General features: G+C 70.0%; 13 protein-coding genes and 2 tRNA genes. 10 read left to right on the top strand and 5 right to left on the bottom strand.

The genetic code is table 11. From position 1 onward, the window contains the following. Positions 1-6: 6 nt before the first annotated feature. Both A4R43_RS20175 and A4R43_RS20170 read right to left on the bottom strand, forming a co-directional pair. Complete coding sequence (locus tag A4R43_RS20175) at positions 7-825, bottom strand: TIGR03620 family F420-dependent LLM class oxidoreductase (protein WP_113693755.1); 819 nt, start codon at positions 823-825, stop codon at positions 7-9. Continuing rightward, complete coding sequence (locus A4R43_RS20170; protein ID WP_113693754.1) at positions 822-1,715, bottom strand: TIGR03620 family F420-dependent LLM class oxidoreductase; 894 nt, start codon at positions 1,713-1,715, stop codon at positions 822-824. The genes A4R43_RS20175 and A4R43_RS20170 overlap by 4 nt, the downstream gene beginning before the upstream one ends. An 89-nt stretch (positions 1,716-1,804) precedes the next feature. Between A4R43_RS20170 and A4R43_RS20165 the strand changes: the two genes are divergently transcribed. The 6 genes from A4R43_RS20165 (at position 1,805) to A4R43_RS20140 (ending at position 11,699) form a co-directional block, all read left to right on the top strand. Beyond that, a complete protein-coding gene (locus A4R43_RS20165; RefSeq protein ID WP_113693753.1) occupies positions 1,805-2,371 on the top strand; it encodes a TetR/AcrR family transcriptional regulator in 567 nt (188 codons plus the stop codon). A 166-nt stretch (positions 2,372-2,537) separates the two neighbouring features. Further along, positions 2,538-4,136 carry a phosphoglycerate dehydrogenase gene (gene serA, locus A4R43_RS20160; protein ID WP_113697750.1) on the top strand — a complete coding sequence of 533 codons (1,599 nt, stop codon included), beginning with the start codon at positions 2,538-2,540 and terminating at the stop codon, positions 4,134-4,136. Positions 4,137-4,430: 294 nt separating this feature from the next. Continuing rightward, entirely contained in the window at positions 4,431-7,766 is a 3,336-nt protein-coding gene (locus tag A4R43_RS20155) for a S8 family serine peptidase (protein WP_113693752.1), read from the top strand. A 272-nt stretch (positions 7,767-8,038) separates the two neighbouring features. Then, positions 8,039-9,076, top strand: coding sequence for a 3-isopropylmalate dehydrogenase (locus tag A4R43_RS20150; RefSeq protein ID WP_113693751.1), 1,038 nt, complete (start codon positions 8,039-8,041; stop codon positions 9,074-9,076). A 231-nt stretch (positions 9,077-9,307) separates the two neighbouring features. Beyond that, the gene (gene cimA, locus A4R43_RS20145; protein ID WP_113693750.1) at positions 9,308-10,915 is read left to right on the top strand and encodes a citramalate synthase; all 1,608 of its coding nucleotides are present in this window, start codon (positions 9,308-9,310) and stop codon (positions 10,913-10,915) included. Positions 10,916-10,925: 10 nt separating this feature from the next. Continuing rightward, the gene (locus tag A4R43_RS20140) at positions 10,926-11,699 is read left to right on the top strand and encodes a fumarylacetoacetate hydrolase family protein (protein WP_113697749.1); all 774 of its coding nucleotides are present in this window, start codon (positions 10,926-10,928) and stop codon (positions 11,697-11,699) included. On the opposite strand, the gene A4R43_RS20135 is transcribed toward A4R43_RS20140, so the two are convergent. Beyond that, positions 11,674-12,927 carry an FAD-dependent oxidoreductase gene (locus A4R43_RS20135; protein ID WP_113693749.1) on the bottom strand — a complete coding sequence of 418 codons (1,254 nt, stop codon included), beginning with the start codon at positions 12,925-12,927 and terminating at the stop codon, positions 11,674-11,676. The genes A4R43_RS20140 and A4R43_RS20135 overlap by 26 nt on opposite strands. 99 nt (positions 12,928-13,026) lie before the next feature. On the opposite strand from A4R43_RS20135, the gene gltX reads away from it, so the two are divergent. The 4 genes from gltX to A4R43_RS20115 all read left to right on the top strand — a co-directional run bounded on the left by gltX (position 13,027) and on the right by A4R43_RS20115 (position 15,671). Then, positions 13,027-14,514, top strand: coding sequence for a glutamate--tRNA ligase (gene gltX, locus A4R43_RS20130; RefSeq protein WP_113693748.1), 1,488 nt, complete (start codon positions 13,027-13,029; stop codon positions 14,512-14,514). 80 nt (positions 14,515-14,594) lie between these two features. Beyond that, positions 14,595-15,374, top strand: a complete 780-nt coding sequence (locus A4R43_RS20125) for an HAD family hydrolase (RefSeq protein ID WP_113693747.1) — start codon at positions 14,595-14,597, stop codon at positions 15,372-15,374. 93 nt (positions 15,375-15,467) lie between these two features. Then, positions 15,468-15,539 (top strand) — tRNA-Gln (locus tag A4R43_RS20120). A 59-nt stretch (positions 15,540-15,598) separates the two neighbouring features. Next, a tRNA-Glu gene (locus A4R43_RS20115) sits at positions 15,599-15,671 on the top strand. Between the two features lie 166 nt (positions 15,672-15,837). Here A4R43_RS20115 and A4R43_RS20110 read toward each other — a convergent pair. After that, complete coding sequence (locus tag A4R43_RS20110; RefSeq protein WP_113693746.1) at positions 15,838-16,071, bottom strand: helix-turn-helix domain-containing protein; 234 nt, start codon at positions 16,069-16,071, stop codon at positions 15,838-15,840. Between the two features lie 822 nt (positions 16,072-16,893). Next, complete coding sequence (locus tag A4R43_RS20105) at positions 16,894-17,562, bottom strand: DUF2637 domain-containing protein (RefSeq protein WP_113693745.1); 669 nt, start codon at positions 17,560-17,562, stop codon at positions 16,894-16,896. Between the last annotated feature and the right edge of the window lie 306 nt (positions 17,563-17,868).

The raw sequence follows: 17,868 nt of genomic DNA, 5'->3' as shown, positions 1-17,868 counted from the left end.
CCGACGCTACACGAGGTCCGCGAGCACCCGCCACTCCGCGCGCGGCAGCCCGTCGCTGATGACCTGCACGCACACGTGGTCGGCTCCGGCGTCGAGATGGGCGCGGATCCGGTCGTGCACCGCCTGCTCACCGGAGGCCACGATCGCCGACACCAGCCGATCGCTCACCTCGGTGAGGTCGTCGTCGGTGAAGCCGAGCCGCCGCAGGTTCGCCCGGTGGTGGGCGGCCATCCCGACGTACTGGCCGACGAACTCGCGGGCGGCCTGCCGCGCCGACGCCGGGTCCGGATCGAGCACCACGCTCTGCTCGACCACCAGATATCCCTTGGGGCCCACCGCTTCCCTGGCGATCGCGGTGTGCTCGGGCGGCACGAAGTACGAGTGCGCACCGTCGGTGCGGGAGGCGGCCAGCTCCAGCATCCGCGGCCCCAGCGCGGCCAGCACCCGCCGGTAGGGGGCCGCCGGTGAGATCAGACCGGCGTTGTCCATGCCGTCGAGGTACTCGGTGAACCTCCGAAGTGGACGGTCGCCGGGCAGGTGGCCGCCGAGCCCGAGCACGAACCGGCCCGGGTGCGCCTCGGCGAGCGTGCGCCCGGCGGCGGCCGCGGCCAGCGGAGTGCGTTCGCCGAACCGGGCGATACCGGTGGCGACGGTGAGCTTTTCCGTCGCCGCGAGCAGCAGTCCGGCCTGGGTGAAGGCTTCCCGGCCGCGGTACTCGCCGCACCAGATCGACTCGAACCCCAGCTCCTCGATTTCCCGTGCCGCTTCGACGACCTCACCGATGGGCCGCGTGTCGAAGGCGAAGGTCCAGATCCCCACGCTCACCGGGCCACCTCCAGCAGTGCGGGCGCGAGCTTCTCCAGCATGTCGGCCTGCTCGGGCAGGCTGCCGACGGAGGGCGTGACCAGCACGTGGTCCGCCCCGGCGTCCAGCTGCTCGCGCACCCGTCGCGCGATCGCTTCCTCGTCACCCCAGGCCACCGCCGCGTCGATGAACCGGTCGCTCAGTCCGGGCTCGTAACCGAACCGGCGCCAGGCGTTGGCGTACGCCTTCACGCCGAGTGCGTAGCCGAGCCAGTCGTGCTGGCTTTCCCTGGCACGCACCGGATCGGTCTCCAGCAGCACGTGCAGCTGGGGGATGAGCAGCTTGTCCGGCCCGAGGACTTCGCGGGCGAAAGCGGTGTGCTCGACGGGGGTGAAGAACGGGTGCGCGCCTTCGGTGCGTTCCCGTGCCAGTTCGAGCATGCGCGGGCCGACCGCGGCGAGCACCCGCGGGAACGCCTCCGCGGGCGGGTTTTCCGCGGCTTCGGCGTCCATGGTGGACAGGTAGTCGCGCAGCTGGGACAGCGGCCGGTAGTCGCCGCCGGTCCGGGCGGCCTGGAAGGCGTGCCCGATGCCGACGCCGAGCACGAACCGCCCGGGGTGCGCCGCCGCCAGCGTGGCCGCGCCCGCCTGGAGGGTGCTGGCGGGCCGGGACCAGACGTTGGCGATTCCGGTGCCGAAGACCAGGTTGCGCGTGTCGCCGAGCAGGATGCCGTGGATCGCGAGCGCTTCCCGCACGCCGACGCCTTCGCCGCTCCACAGCGAGCCGTAGCCGAGCGTGTCCAGCCTGCGGGTTTCCCGGCGTTCCACCTCGACCGGTGGCTTGAGCGGCGCGTTCGGCAACCAGATCCCGACGGCACCGAGAGCCGCGCGGGTTCGTTCGATCAGTTCCATGAAGTCCCTAACATGAGGCAGCCTCCGGTTAACTCGGCCGACTATACGGAGGCAGCCTCCGATACGCCAGTGGCTAAACTCGGACCGCGATGACCTCTGCGAAACCGCTGCGTGCCGACGCCCGCCGCAACTACGACCGGCTGCTCGCCGAAGCCGCGACCGCCTTCGCGCGCGACGGCGTCGACGCGTCGCTGGAGGAGATCGCCAGGGCCGCGGGGGTCGGCATCGGCACGCTGTACCGGCATTTCGCCACCCGCAGCGCGCTGCTGGAAGCGCTGCTGCGGGACCGTTTCGACCGGGTGGCCGAGCTGGGCAGGGAGCTCATCGAGCACGACCGGCCGGGGGAGGCCCTGTTCCGCTGGCTCCGCGAACTCGCGGCGGTCTCGACCACCTTTCGCGGCCTGATCGAGGCGGTGGCGGTGGCGCTGCGGGACGAAACGTCCGAGTTGTACGAGTCGTGCCACACCATGCGCGGCACCGGCGCGCGCCTGGCCGAGCGGGCGCGTGCCGCCGGGGAACTCCGCGAAGACGTCGCAACCGAGGACATGTTGCTGCTGGTCAACGCGGTAGCGTGGGCGTCGCAGCACGATCCGGCCGGGGACGCGCGCGTGCCCGAGCTGCTCGAACTTGTTTTCTCCGGGTTGCGTCCCAGTTAACGAGATGGGTACGAGCGGGCTAAACTGCGCGTGGTCCGGGCACACCGTCGTGGCCGGTCAGCGGAGGTGGGGCGCGAGCGGCGAACTGGCACGGATCGGCTGACCGCAGGAAAAAGCGTTGCCACTCAAGCACTTTCTGCCGAATCCGAAATATGGGAGCCGCATCGTGACCACGCCCAGCAAGCCCGTCGTACTCATCGCGGAGAAGCTCGCGCCGTCCGTGCTGAGCGTGTTCGGCGACGAGGTCGATGTCCAGCATGTGGACGGCACCGACCGGCCGGCGCTGCTCGAGGCGGTGAAGGGGGCGGACGCGCTGCTGGTGCGGTCCGCGACCAAGGTCGACGCCGAGGTGCTCGCCGCCACCTCGCGGCTCAAGGTGGTCGCGCGGGCCGGGGTCGGCCTGGACAACGTCGAGGTGCCCGCCGCCACCGAGCGCGGTGTGCTGGTGGTGAACGCGCCGACGTCGAACATCGTCTCGGCCGCCGAGCACGCGGTCGCGCTGCTGCTGGCGGTGGCCCGCCGGGTGCCGGCCGCCGACCAGAGCCTGCGTGGTGGCGAGTGGAAGCGCAGCGCCTACTCGGGCGTCGAGCTGAACGGCAAGACCGTCGGCGTGGTCGGCCTCGGCAAGATCGGCCAGCTGTTCGCCCAGCGCCTGGCCGCCTTCGGCACCACGCTGATCGCCTACGACCCGTACGTTTCGGCCGCCCGCGCCGCGCAGCTCGGCATCGAGCTGGTCAGCCTGGACGAGCTGCTCGCGCGTGCCGACGCCTTCTCCATCCACCTGCCGAAGACCCCGGAGACCAAGGGCCTCATCGACGCCGAGGCGCTGAAGAAGACCAAGCCGGGCGTGATCGTGGTGAACGCCGCGCGCGGTGGCCTGGTCGACGAGGAGGCGCTCGCCGCCGCCATCCGCGAGGGCCACGTCGGCGGTGCCGGAGTGGACGTTTTCGCCACCGAGCCGACCACCGCCAGCCCGCTGTTCGAGCTGCCCAACGTGGTGGTCACCCCGCACCTGGGCGCGTCGACCGCCGAGGCGCAGGACCGCGCGGGCACCGACGTGGCCCGCTCGGTGCTGCTCGCGCTGCGCGGCGACTTCGTGCCGGACGCGGTGAACGTCTCGGCGGGCGGCCCGGTCGGCGAGGAGGTGCGCCCGTACCTGAGCCTGACCCAGAAGCTCGGCACGGTGCTCGCCTCGCTGAACCCGAAGGCGCCGGCCACGCTGACCGTGCACGTCCGCGGTGAGCTGGCCGACGAGGACGTGAGCATCCTGCCGCTGGCCGCCGAGCGCGGCGTGTTCGCCGGCGTGGTGCGCGACCCGGTCACCTTCGTCAACGCGCCGCGGCTGGCCGAGGAACTGGGCGTCCGGGTCGAGCTGACCAAGGAGCCGGAGAGCCCCAACCACCGCAGCCTGGTCACCGTGCGCGCGGTGCACGCCGACGGCAGCACGCTGTCCGTCTCGGGCGCGCTCACCGGCAAGGACGAGGTGGAAAAGCTGGTCGAGGTGAACGGCCGCTCGTTCGACCTGCGTGCCGAGGGCAACCTGCTGCTGCTGGAGTACCCGGACCGCCCCGGCATCATGGGTCGCGTCGGCACGCTGCTCGGTGAGGCCGGCATCAACATCGAGGCCGCGCAGATCAGCCAGACCACCGACCGGACCGACGCGGTGATGCTGCTGCGCGTGGACCGCGCGGTGGACCAGCACGTGCTGGAGCCGATCGGCACCGTGGTGCAGGCGAGCACCATCCGCGCCATCTCGTTCGGCTGAGCTTCGGGGCGGGTGCGCGAGACCGGCTTTCGTGCACCCGCCCAATTGCGAATGCGTAACGGAGCGGATCAGGAACGGGCGGTATTCCCAGGTGAATCGCGCGTGCCTCATCCGCCCGGGTGGCACTCACTCGAATGGCCTACCAAAGTAGGTGCATTCTGCGACTAAATTTCCCCCCGCGAGGCTGAACCGCGCGCCGTCGAGGGCACGGCACGCGCGCCGGGAGCTCACCGTCGGGGGTGTGTCCGAGCCCGGGCAGGTTCTCAGATTGGCCTCGGGTGAGGGCACTTTCTCATGAAAAGAACTCGCGTTCCCAGATGGGCCGCGCGGTTGTCGGTGGTGGTGCTGACGGCCGGATTCATCGGGGCCCCGGCCGCATCGGCACAGGAGGCTCAGGACGTCCCGCTCGCCGACGCGCTGCCGCAATCCGGCGCCGCCGGTTTCGCCGGCAAGGTCGAGCCGCGCCTCGGCGCCGCGCAGGGCAAGGTCACCGCGTTCGTGGAGCTGGCCAAGCGCCCCGCGGTCGACGCCTTCAACGCCGAGCAGAGCAAGGGGGCGGGCAAGGAGAAGGCCAAGCAGGCGGCCAAGGCGGCCCAGGCCGAGACCGAAGCCGCGGTCGACTCCGTGGTCGGCCAGCTGACCAGCGCCGACGCGGGCACCGAGTTGCTCGCCGAGACCTCGACCGCGGTTCCCGGCGCGGTGGTGACGGCCGACGCGGCGAAGATCCGCGAGCTGGCGCACCGCGACGACGTGGTGTCGGTCCGCACGGTGGTGCCGAAGAAGCGCACCAACACCAGCGCCGTGCAGCTCACCCAGGCGCTCAACGTGTGGCAGCAGACCGGCCGCTACGGCGACGGCATCCGCGTCGGCATCATCGACGACGGCATCGACTACACCCACGCGGACTTCGGCGGCCCCGGCACCAAGGAGGCCTACGACGCGATCGACCCGACTCAGGTCTCGCCGTCGTTCTTCCCGACCGCCAAGGTGGTCGGCGGCGTCGACCTCGTCGGCGACGAGTACGACTCGGGCGGCGAGGGCGACGTCACCGTGCCCAAGCCCGACCCCAACCCGATCTCCTGCGGCCACCACGGCACCCACGTGGCGGGCACCGCGGGCGGGTTCGGCGTCAACGCCGACGGCACCACCTTCACCGGTGACTACTCGAAGCTGACCCCGGAGTCGGTCGCGCAGATGCGCATCGGCCCGGGCACCGCGCCCAAGGCCCTGCTCTACGCGATCAAGGTCTTCGGCTGCGACGGCTCCACCAACGTCACCACCGAGGCGCTGGACTGGGCGCTCGACCCGGACCGCGACGGCGACCCGACCGACAAGCTCGACCTGGTGAACCTCTCGCTGGGCAGTGACTTCGGCTCGCCGGACGACCCCGACTCGCTGTTCGTGCGCAAGCTGGCCGCGAACAACGTGCTGCCGGTGTTCTCCGGCGGCAACGGCGGTGACCTCTACGACGTCGGCGGTTCGCCGGGCAACACGCCCGAGGCGCTGACCGTGGCGAGCACGCGGGACGCCTCGGTCCTGCGCGACGCCGTGGACGTGGTGGCGCCGGCCGGTTCGACCGGCCAGAAGGGCGGCCAGTTCAGCCAGAACTACGCCGACTACGACGCGCTCGACGTGACCGCCCCGGTGGTCAAGGTCTCCGCGGCGAACGCGGCGGGCTGCGCGCCCTTCTCGGCCGCCGACAAGGCCGCCGTGCAGGGCAAGATCGCCTGGCTGGAGTGGGACGACAACGACGCCACCCGCCCGTGTGGTTCCGGTGCCAGGGCGAACAACGCGCAGGCCGCCGGTGCGGCCGGCGTGCTGCTTTCGTCCACTTTGGAGAACTTCGCGGCCGGCATCGCGGGCAACGCGGCGGTGCCGATGTTCCAGCTGACCGGCTCGGCCACCGCCTCGGTGCGCCCGGCGCTGGACGCGGGCACGCTGCAGGTGCGCATGTCCGGCCTCGGCCGGTCGGCGCTGCAGACCTTCGACCAGTCCATTGTGGACACCCCCAGCTCGTTCACCTCGCGTGGCGTGCGCGGGCCGTCGGTGAAGCCGGACGTGGCCGCGCCCGGTGACAGCATCTCGTCGGCGTACAGCGGCAGCGGCAACGGCCGCACCGTGCTCTCGGGCACCTCGATGGCCGCCCCGCACACCGCGGGCATCACCGCGCTGATCCGCCAGGCCCACCCGGACTGGTCGGTCGAGGAGGTCAAGGCCGCGGTGGTCAACACCGCGGGCACCGACGTCGTCGAAGGCGGCAAGACCTTCGGGCCGCAGCGCGTCGGCTCCGGCCGCGTGAACGCGAAGTCCGCGCTGGACAACCAGGTTCTCGCCTACGTGCAGGACAACCCCGGCGTGGTCAGCGCCTCGTTCGGCACCGTCGAAGCGGCGGGCCCGGTCAGCCTGACCAAGACCATCAAGGTGGTCAACAAGGGCGTCAAGCCGGTCGAGTACGGCGTGGCCTACCAGGGCGTCACCCAGCTGCCCGGCGTGCGGTACGAGCTGAACAAGAACAGCGTGAAGCTCAGCCCGCGCGGGATCGCCACGGTCACCGTGACGCTGAAGATCGACGACCCGAAGGCGTTGCGCAAGGTCATCGACCCGACCATGCAGACCACGCAGGCGGGCCTGGCGCGCCAGTTCCTCGCCGACGCCTCCGGCCGGGTGGCCTTCACCCCGCGCAACGGCGCCACCGTGGGCCTGCGCGTGCCGGTCTACGCGGCGCCGAAGCCGGTCGCCGGCATCACCACCCCGGCCAAGGTCACCTTCCCCGCCGGTCAGCAGCAGGCGGTGGTCAACCTCGGCGGCCGCGGGGTCAGCCAGGGCGCGGGCGCGCAGGCGTACCGCTCGCTGGTGAGCATGTTCGAGCTGCAGGCGCAGTCCCCGCAGCTGCCCGAGTGCGACGACCAGCCGACGCAGTGCACGATCAACGACACCGCGAAGGGCGGCGACCTGAAGTACGTCGGCGCGGCCTCCACCGCGCCGCTGGCCAAGCAGCAGGGCGCCCCGGAGGAGTCGCTGCTCGCCTTCGGCATCGCCACCTGGAGCAACTGGGCGAACCTCGGCAGCAACACCATCCCGTTCGTGGACATCGACACCACCGGGGACGGCAGGCCGGACTTCGAGTCCTACGTGACCAAGGCGACCTCGAGCGACGTGCTCCTGGTCAACACGGTGGACCTGAACAAGCCGGGCTTCCCCTCGGTCGATCTCCAGCCGCTCAACGGGCACCTCGGTGACGTGGACACCAACGTCTTCGACACCGACGTGGCGGTGCTGCCGGTGCGCCTGGCCGCGCTCGGCATCGACCCGAACGCGGATTCGCACCGGATCAGCTACACCGTCGGCGTCGCCGGGTACTACACCGCGCCGGGCAGCGGCGTGATCGACAGCGTCGACACCCCGCTGTCGTTCGACGCGGTCTCGCCGGGGTACTGGGTGCAGGGCGGCGGGGACGCCGCGCTGTCCTACCTGGCGCGGCCGGGTACCGCGCTGGTGGTCAACCGCAATGCGGCGTCGGCTGGTCAGGACACCGTGCTCGGCCTGCTCGCGCTCAACCACCACAACGCGTCCGGCAATCGGGCGAACGTGGTTCAGCTGAACGTGGCCCCGCCGGCTGCGGACAGCTGAGGCATCGACCATCGCTGACGGCGCCCGGGAGCTTCGGTTCCCGGGCGCCGTCCGCGTTTTCCGGGTGGTCGTAAGCCGACCGTGTGAAAAAGTGAGACTTCTTCCTAACGGAGTAGCGGGTGACACTTCCGGGTGTCTCACGACGCGGGAAGATCAGACATAAGGGTGGTGCGGCTTCGGCCGAATGTCGGCAGCCGGTAACCTGCCGTCGCTGGAGTTTTGTGCGGATGGGCCATCCGGGACGCCGGACCCAGATCGACGGAGGTGTGTGGATGCGGCTCGCTGTGATCCCAGGTGACGGGATCGGGCCCGAGGTGGTCACCGAGGCGCTGAAGGTGCTTGGTGAGGTAGCGCCCAACGCGGAGACCACCAACTACGACCTCGGCGCCGCGCGATGGCACTCCACCGGGGAACTGCTCCCCGAGTCGGTGCTCGGCGAGCTGCGCCAGCACGACGCGATCCTGCTCGGCGCGGTCGGCGACCCGACGGTGCCCAGCGGCATTCTCGAGCGCGGCCTGCTGCTGCGCCTGCGGTTCGAACTCGACCACCACGTGAACCTGCGCCCGGCACGGCTCTACCCGGGGGTGCGCGGCCCGCTGGCCGACACCGCCGAGATCGACATGGTCGTGGTGCGCGAAGGCACCGAGGGCCCGTACGCGGGCAACGGCGGGCTGCTGCGCAAGGACACCGAGCACGAGATCGCCACCGAGGTGAGCGTGAACACCGCGTTCGGCATCCGGCGGGTCGTCTCCGACGCCTTCGACCGGGCCGAGCAGCGCCCGCGCAAGCACCTGACCCTGCTGCACAAGACCAACGTGCTCGAGCACGCCGGTTCGCTGTGGTCGCGCGTGGTCGAAGAGGTCTCGCTGGAGCACCCGGACGTCACCGTGGCCTACTCGCACGTGGACGCCGCGACCATCCACCTGGTCACCGACCCCGGCCGGTTCGACGTGATCGTCACCGACAACCTGTTCGGCGACATCATCACCGACCTGGCCGCCGCGGTGACCGGTGGCATCGGCCTGGCCGCCAGCGGGAACCTGGACATCACCCGCCGGAACCCGAGCATGTTCGAGCCGGTGCACGGCAGCGCGCCGGACATCGCCGGGCAGGCGCTGGCCGACCCGACCGCCGCGGTCCTCTCGGTGGCGCTGCTGCTGGACCACCTCGGCCAGAAGGAGGCGGCGCGCCGGATCGAGGCCTCGGTGGCCTTCGACCTGGCCACCCGCGACCAGGCCAACCCCGGTTCCACGCACGCCATCGGCGACCGCCTGGCGGCACTGGTCTCCTCGAACACCCGCACCGCCTGAGCCTCCACCCGGGGTTCCACCATCTGGGAGATTTCGACCAGGACTTGGAACCCCGGGCGGGCTTGTGGCACTATCGCCCTCGTGACTGTCACGTTCTTCGCCGCCAGCATTATCGGCAGGCGCGCCGGGTAGCTGTTCTCACGAACACCCGGCGCGCGACCTCTCGCATCATCCTGCGGGAGGTTTTTTGCTGTTCTGAGGCCTTTTTCGCGACAAATCGAGGAGCACCCCGTGACCCGCACCGAACCGGCAGGAACCGCGCTGGGCGACGAGTTCCACCTCTACGACACCACGCTGCGGGACGGTGCCCAGCGGGAGGGCATTTCCTATTCGGTGACCGACAAGCTGGCCGTCGCGCGCCTGCTGGACGAGTTGGGCGTCGGGTTCATCGAGGGCGGCTGGCCGGGCGCGCTGCCGAAGGACACCGAGTTCTTCGCGAAGGCGGCGGGGGAGCTGAGCCTCAAGCACGCGGTGCTGGTCGCCTTCGGGGCCACCCGGAAAGCCGGTACCAGCGCGGAAAAGGACGCGCAGGTGCGCGCGCTGCTCGATTCGCAGGCCCCGGCGGTCACGCTGGTCGCCAAGTCGGACCTGCGGCACATCGAGCGCGCGCTCAAGGTCGAGGTCGCCGAAGCGTGCGAGATGGTGCGCGACACCGTCGAGTTCCTGGTCCGCGAGGGCCGCCGCGTTTTTGTCGACCTGGAACACTTCTTCGACGGTTACGCGGTCAGCCCGGACACCGCGCTCCGGGTGGCCGACGCGGCGGCGGGTGCCGGTGCCGACGTGGTGGTGCTGTGCGACACCAACGGCGGGCAACTGCCGCTCGGCCTGGCCGAAACGGTGCGGGAGGTCAAGGACCGCACCGGTTTCCGGCTCGGCATCCATTGCCAGGACGACACTTCCTGCGCGGTGGCGAACAGCATCGCCGCGGTGCAGGCCGGCGCGACGCACGTGCAGTGCACCGCCAACGGTTACGGGGAACGGGCGGGCAACGCCGATCTGTTCGCCGTGACGGGAAACCTGGTGACCAAGCTCGGCATGGAGGTGCTCCCCACCGGGAACGCCGCCGAGCTCACCCGCGTCTCCCATGCCCTTGCCGAAATCGCGAACATCGCCCCCTACGCCCACCAGGCGTACGTGGGAGCTTCGGCCTTCGCCCACAAGGCGGGGCTGCACGCGAGCGCGATCAAGGTGGATCCGTTGCTGTACAACCACATCGATCCACCTTCTGTCGGCAACGACATGCGGGTACTGGTCACCGAGATGGCCGGCAGGGCCAGCCTCGAGCTCAAGGGACGTGAGCTGGGGGTCGACCTTGCCGGCCGGCCCGAAGCGCTGACCAGCGCGGTGCGCAAGGTGAAGCGGCTGGAGGCCGAGGGCTGGTCCTTCGAAGCCGCCGACGCCTCGCTGGAACTGCTGCTGCGCCGGGAAGCCGGGGAAGCCTTCGACGAACCGCCGTTCGTGCTGGAGTCCTACCGCGTGGTGCTCGACCACCGCGCGGACGGCGAGATCGTGTCCGAGGCCACGGTCAAGGTGCACGTCGGCGGGCAGCGGGTGATCGCCACCGCCGAGGGCAACGGCCCGGTGCACGCGCTGGACGCCGCGCTGCGCGAGGCGCTCACCCCGCATCTGTCCTGGTTGGACAGTGTGGAGCTGGCCGACTACAAGGTGCGCATCCTGCCCGGCCACCCCGGCACCGACGCGGTCACCCGCGTGCTGGTGGAGACCACCGACGGCAGCCGGGAGTGGACCACGGTCGGGGTGCACGGCAACATCGTCGAAGCCAGCTGGCTGGCGCTGTGCGACGCCCTCGTCCACAAGAGCCTGCGCCTGACCACGTAAGGTGGAGCACGTGCGCCTAGCTCGAATCGCTCATCCCGGTGGTGTCGCCTTCGCTGCGATCGAAGGCGACGGTGACGACGCCCAGGTACTGGAGATCGCCGAGCACCCGTTCGGCGACCCGAACTTCACCGGCAAGCGCTGGCCGCTGGCCGACGTCCGGCTGCTCGCGCCGATCCTGCCGTCGAAGGTGATCGCCGTCGGCCGCAACTACGCCAAGCACGCCGCGGAGTTCGGCAACGAGGTACCCCAGTCGCCGATGCTCTTCCTCAAGCCGTCCACCAGCGTGATCGGCCCGAACGCGGCGATCAAGCTGCCCCCGGCGGCCGGTCGCGTGGACTTCGAGGGCGAGCTGGCCGTGGTGATCGGCCAGCCGGTGAAGAACGTGCCCGCGGCCCGCGCGGCGAGCGTGGTGCTCGGCTACACCGTCGCCAACGACGTCAGCGCGCGTGACCTGCAGAAGGCCGACGGGCAGTGGGGCCGCGCCAAGGGCTACGACACCTTCTGCCCGCTCGGCCCGTGGATCGAGACCAAGCTGCCGGACCCGGGCAACCTGTCGCTGAAGTCCGAGGTGGACGGTCAGCTGAAGCAGGACGGCACCACCGCCGACCTGATCCACAAGATCCCGGAGCTGGTCGAGTTCGTCTCGTCGGTGATGACGCTGCTGCCCGGCGACGTGATCCTGACCGGCACCCCGGAGGGCGTCGGCCCGATCACCGACGGGCAGCAGGTGTCGATCACCGTCGAGGGCATCGGCACGCTCACGAACCCCGTGGTGCAGGGCTGACCGGGTCCCGCCTGGCGAACCCGGGCGCGTGCTCGGGTCGCAGGCCCACCCCGATCAGGTAGGCCGGTACCACCGCCAGCTTCGGGAACCGGCCGAGCACCGCGATCACCGGCTTCGGCGGCCCGTTCCGCTTGCCCGCCATCACCGGCCGCATCACCGCGCGGTGCAGCAGCCGCTGGAGCAGTTGCACGGCCACCGTCGGCAGCCAGCGCCTGGCCCGCACCTTCGCCAGGTCGCGCTGCCGCGGCCGGCCGCGGCGCAGCGGCGCGGCGAGCAGGTGCGCGGTGGCCACCGCGTCCTGCACGGCCAGGTTGATGCCGACACCGCCGATCGGTGACATCGCGTGCGCGGCGTCCCCGATGCACAGCAGGCCTTCGGTGTGCCAGCGGTGCAGGCGGTTCAGCCGCACGTCGAGGAACTTCACGTCGTCCATGGTTTCCAGCGAGTCCAGCCGGTCCGCGTAGTTCGGGTAGGCCTCGGCCACGCTGGCCCGGAACTGCTCGATACCGGCGTTGCGCAGGTCCTCGTCCGACCCCTTCGGCGCGAGGTAGGCAATCTGGAAGTAGCCCTCGCGCGGCAGCGCCACGGCGAACTTCCGGTTCCGCATCTGCGGGCTGATCGTGTCGCCGCGTTCGCCATCGTGCCTCGGCAGCCGGAACCACCAGGCGTCGAACGGCACGTCGAACTCCCGCGGCCGCAGCCCGGCCTGCCGCCGCGCGAGCGACCAGCGGCCGTCCGCGGCCACGGTCAGGTCCGCGTGCAGCTCGCCCTCGGTGCCGTCGGCGGTGCGGTAGCGGACGCCCGCGATGCGGTCGCCCTCGGCGACCAGCCCGGTGACCTCGGTGCTCATCCGCAGCGTGAACGACGGTTCGTCACGGCCCGCTTCGGCGAGCACGTCGAGGAAGTCCCACTGCGGCACCATCGCGATGTACGGGTACTTGACCTTGAGGCGCGAGAGGTCGGCGAAGGTCAGCATCCGCCCGTCGGGCAGCGGGAAGCCGACCTGCTGGATCTCGCTGTGCGGCACGGCGTGGAAGCGCTCGCCGAGCCCCAGTTCGTCGAGCAGCTGCAGGGTCGACGGGTGCACCGTGTCCCCGCGGAAGTCACGCAGGAAGTCGGCGTGCTTCTCGAGCACCGTCACTTCGACCCCGGCCCTGGCCAGCAGCAGACCGAGCACCATGCCGGCCGGTCCACCGCCGATGACCACGCACCCGGTGCGCTCGGTCATGGGAACCACCCCTTTTTCATCACTTGTTGAATAAATCGAGCGTGCACCCGGGACCACCCGTGTGTCAAGCGTTCCGGCACTGGATACGCTGGTCGGGCTATGACTGAGACCACGCCTGTGCGCGCCCGCTTCTGCCCGTCGCCGACCGGTGCCCCGCATGTCGGGATGATCCGGACCGCGCTGTTCAACTGGGCCTTCGCCCGCCACCACGGCGGCACCCTGGTGTTCCGGATCGAGGACACCGACGCCGCTCGCGACTCCGAGGAGTCCTACGAATCGCTGCTCGAGGCGCTGCGCTGGGTGGGCTTGGACTGGGACGAGGGTCCCGAGGTCGGCGGCGAGTACGGGCCGTACCGGCAGAGCCTGCGGCGGGAGATCTACGCGGACGTGGCGGCCAAGCTGCTCGAGGCGGGGGAGCTGTACGAGGCGTTCTCGACCAACGAGGAGGTCGAGGCGCGGCGCAAGGCGGCAGGCCAGGACCCGAAGCTCGGTTACGACAACTTCGACCGCGACCTGACCGACGAGCAGCGCGCCGCGTTCCGCGCCGAGGGCCGCAAGCCGGTGCTCCGGCTGCGCATGCCCGACCAGGACCTCGGCTGGACCGACCTGGTGCGCGGCGAGATCAGCTTCCCGGCCGCCACCATTCCGGACCCGGTGCTGGTGCGGAACAACGGTGAGCCGCTGTACACGCTGACGAACCCGGTCGACGACGCGCTGATGAAGATCACCCACGTGCTGCGCGGGGAGGACCTGCTGCCGTCCACGCCGCGGCAGATCGCGCTGTACGCGGCGCTTCAGCGCATCGGCGTCGCCGAGCGCACGCCCGAATTCGGGCACCTCCCGTATGTGATGGGGGAGGGCAACAAAAAACTGTCCAAGCGTGATCCTTCTTCGAATCTGTTCAACCTGCGTGACCGCGGATTCATCAAGGAGGGGCTGGTCAACTACCTGGCCCTGCTCGGCTGGTCCATCGCCGACGACCGCGACATCTTCACCGCCGGTGAACTGGTCGAAGCCTTCGATATCGGCAAGGTGAGCGCGAACCCCGCCCGTTTCGACTTGAAGAAAGCCGAAGCGATCAACGGCACGCACGTCCGCGCGCTGGACGTGGACGATTTCACCGCGCGCGTGGTGCCCTATCTGCAACTCGCGAACGTACTTCCGGCGGAACCGTCCGAAAGCGAGCTGAGCAGGCTGCGCGCGATCGCCCCGCTGGTGCAGGAGCGGGTGATCGTGCTGTCGGACACAGTGGACATGGTTCGTTTCCTCTTTGTGTCCGAAGAGGAATTCGCGCCGGAAGAGGCCGCGGCGGCGAAGGTTCTCGGCCCGGACGCCGAGCCGGTACTCCGCGCCGCTATCGAGGCGCTCGAGGAACTGTCCTCCTGGGATACTCCCGGTATCGAGGAAGCGCTGAAGAACGCACTCGTGGAGAAGCTCGGTCTCAAGCCCCGCAAGGCTTTTGCCCCGGTACGCGTGGGTATCACCGGGCGCACCGTTTCACCGCCGCTTTACGAATCGATGGAACTGCTCGGCCGGGAGGTCTCCCTCGGACGGTTGCGGCGTGCACTCGACGGTGTCGGGCTGTAACCGCTTGACCGTGTCAGTTTTTTCTTAGTTCACCTCGTTGGTCGAATCGGTGAAGCCGCGGCTACCCCTAGCCTCTCTGAGTGGAATTTGCGCTCGCACCCCCGAGACAGCGGCGGACAACCCCGGCTTCACCGGCTGACCCGTGGTCGGCCCCGGCCCTGCGCCTGGTCTGCCTCGACATCGACGACACCCTGATCGACTTCACCGCGTCCAGCAGTGGCGCGCTGGCCGCCGTGCTCGGCCGCGACGACCTCTGGCCGCTGTGGGAGGCGGTGACCGACCGGCACGTGGCCATGGTCGTCGCCGGTGACCTCGACTACGCGGCGATGCACCGCACGCGTACCCAGAGCTTTCTCGCCGAGGTCGGGCAGCCCGTGTGCGCCGAGGAGGCCGCGTCGTTCGAACGGCGGCGACTGGAACTGCTGCGGCGGTCGTGGCGCCTGTTCGACGACGTGCTGCCGTGCCTCGAGTGGCTGCGCGCGGCCGGCGTCCACCTGGCGGCGGTGACCAACGCCTCCGGCGCGCACCAGCGCACCAAGCTCGCCGACCTGGGCCTGGCGAGGTTCTTCGACCACATCGCCATCGCGGGGGAGATGGGCGTCGCCAAACCCGATCCGGTGATGTTTCACACAGTGTGCCTGGCACTGGGCTGCGACCCGGGCGAGGCCGTGCACGTAGGGGACAAGCTCGACACCGACGCCATCGGCGCCCACGACGCGGGCCTGGGGGCGGTCTGGCTGGACCGCGCGGCCACCGGCGCGGCGGTCCCGCGTGGCGTGCACGTGGTGGAGGGGCTCGCGGAGCTGCCTGAACTGCTCGTTTGCGAGTTCGCCAGGGTGGGGGTGCCGGCGCCGCGGTGACGCTGGGTGCCCCCGCCTGCGGGGCCCCGGAGGCGGTGGTCTATATTTCTTCCCGGCGGTGCGAAGCCGGTCAAGATCGGAAACGCACCCCATTGGGGTATGGTGTAATTGGCAGCACGACTGATTCTGGTTCAGTTAGTCTAGGTTCGAGTCCTGGTACCCCAGCTGCAAGAGGGAAAAACCGGTCTGGTAAGTTCTCTCTCGCAACAAGGAAGAAGTTCCTAGCCCCCGTCGTCTAGCGGCCTAGGACGCCGGCCTCTCACGCCGGTAGCGTGGGTTCGAATCCCATCGGGGGTACGCGCAGCATCTACGCAAGCACCGTCGGTCATCCTGACCGGCGGTTTTTGCGTTGCTGGCATGGTTTCGTGGATCCTCTCCGCCGCGTGGGCGATCTCGGGTAGCTGCTCGGTTGGCAGCTTGATGGTGATGGTCGCCTCATCGCCTTCGCCGCGCAAGTGCACGGTCAGCTGGATGGTGTCGAAGAGCCCAGCTCGGTGTCGGACAGCGTGTCCGGGCTCCAGCCCAGGTGCTCGGCAACGGCTTCCACGGTGAGACCGGCGTGCTCGCGGTGCTGCTGCAGCTCGTCACCGAGCTGCTCGCTGTACCGCCGTGGATCCCGTTCGCGTGGTTTTCCGGCGCGCTCCGCTGGGCCCAGGTCGTTGTGAACTGGACGGGTTTGTGTCGTAGAAGGGTGCATGAGTTCGTTCCTCGAAGAAGTGCTTGGCGGCCGAGAGCGGTGTTACCCGACAGGGCGAGGCCAGCGGATTGGCCGGGGCGACGAGGCAGTTGATTCGTCGATAGTCAGTCCTCCGCTGTCGGCGGCGTGCTCCAACCGGTGGGGGGTAGCTGAACGTCGGCATTGAGGACCTCGATCCATTGTCGGCTAGAGAGGGCCACCCGGCGCCCGGTAGACGTCCAACCGGAATCCCTGGATGAGAAGCCGGTTAAAGGGTGTGGGACGGCTACCGGCGCCGGGGGCCGAACCTGGCCTTGCCTCGTCAGTCGTGATGTGCGGAACTATGTGCGGCCGGTTCTCACACCGGCTCTCACCATCAGGCGAGCATGGGTTTGCGGTGCAGCCCTGAATGCCCGTGCCGCGTTCTCCAGCCAGCGGAATCGGCACGGCGGGACTGGCGGAGTCGCGGACTGGCCGGCCGCGTCTACAGCGAATGCCGCCCGACGCGGTCGACATGAAGGGACCACCCCCTCGCGCGGGGAAGACGATCTGGTCGCGATGGCTCTTGGCCTGCCCCAGGACCACCCCCGCTCGCGCGGGGAAGACATGGTGCCGGTACGCCGCGGGGAGCTGGCCGCGGGACCATCCCCGCTCGCGCGGGGAAGACGACTCCAGCGTCTCCAGCGGCACCAGCCCGGCCGGACCACCCCCGCCCGTGCGGGGAAGACTCTTCTTGAGCTGGGACGATACACGGCGAAACGCTGTTATAGGTGGTCAACGGGTCGGCGTTGGGGCGTCGTTGATGGGTTTGTTCTCGCTGAATGCGCGTGGGCGGTGTGTGGTTCAGGCCGCCTGTCGGCTGGTTGTTCCGGCGGCCGTTTGCTGATCTTGCTTGTGGTCGGGGAGGCGTCCGGTTGCGCGCCATTTCCGGAGGAGACGGCGCCCGTAGTTGTGCGTGCCAGCAACGCGATCCAGTTCAGCGCCGGTGGGGGTGCGGCCCTGCTCCAGTTCGGCGAGGTAGTGCTGCCACATGCGTTCTTCGGCGCTGAGCGGAGCTGGTGCGGTGGGTTCCTGGCGTGGTGTGCTCGCGGTGCCCGACTCCGTCGTGGTGTTGTGGGTTGTTCGGTGGCGTTTGAGGGCTCGGTTGAGCAGTTCGACGGCGAGGAGCAAGGCCAGCGGAGGGCAGGCGGCCACCGCGATGGCGAAGACGCTGAGGTGGGGCGCCGCGGCGATGTTGGCGCACAGCGAGAGGCTGATGCCGAGGGTGAAGGCGAGCCAGGCGGCCCACCGGCCGGTCTGCTTGGCGGGCCCCTTCCAGAGTTCGACGGTGGCGATGATGAGCAGGCCGTCGACGATCAGGGGCCAGATGGCGGCGGTGGTGTGGTCGGAGCCGAAGCGGAGGGCGAAGTCGCGGCCGTGGCGGTAGGAGGCGTAGGCGGCGTCGAGTGCGACCAGGGCGGTGCAGAAGCACTGCACCCAGAGGGCGAGGTCACGGCGAATGGTGGTGCTCATCGGCGGCTCGCTGGTCGACGGCGGGTCTTGTTCAGCGGGACATCTGCGGAAAGCTGCAGCTCATGACGGGTGCGACCACGCGTAGATGCTTCACGTATCCCATCGGGGGTACGCGCAGCTACCACAACGGGCCCGTTGACCAGCAAGGTCAGCGGGCCTTTGTGGTGTCTGGGGCATGGCGTGCTGGACTCTCTCTGCGGCCTTGGTGACGCCGGGCACCAAGCGAACCTCCAGCTGAGTGGTCTCGAAGAGGCGCTGCAGTAGTTGCTCCGGCGCGCTGGCCAGATTGCGCCGGAGGCGGGTAAG

It is taken from the genome of Amycolatopsis albispora, from assembly GCF_003312875.1.
GTDB lineage: Bacteria > Actinomycetota > Actinomycetes > Mycobacteriales > Pseudonocardiaceae > Amycolatopsis > Amycolatopsis albispora.
Note: the sequence above shows the minus strand (reverse complement) of the source record. Positions and strands in the feature narration are given on the sequence as shown.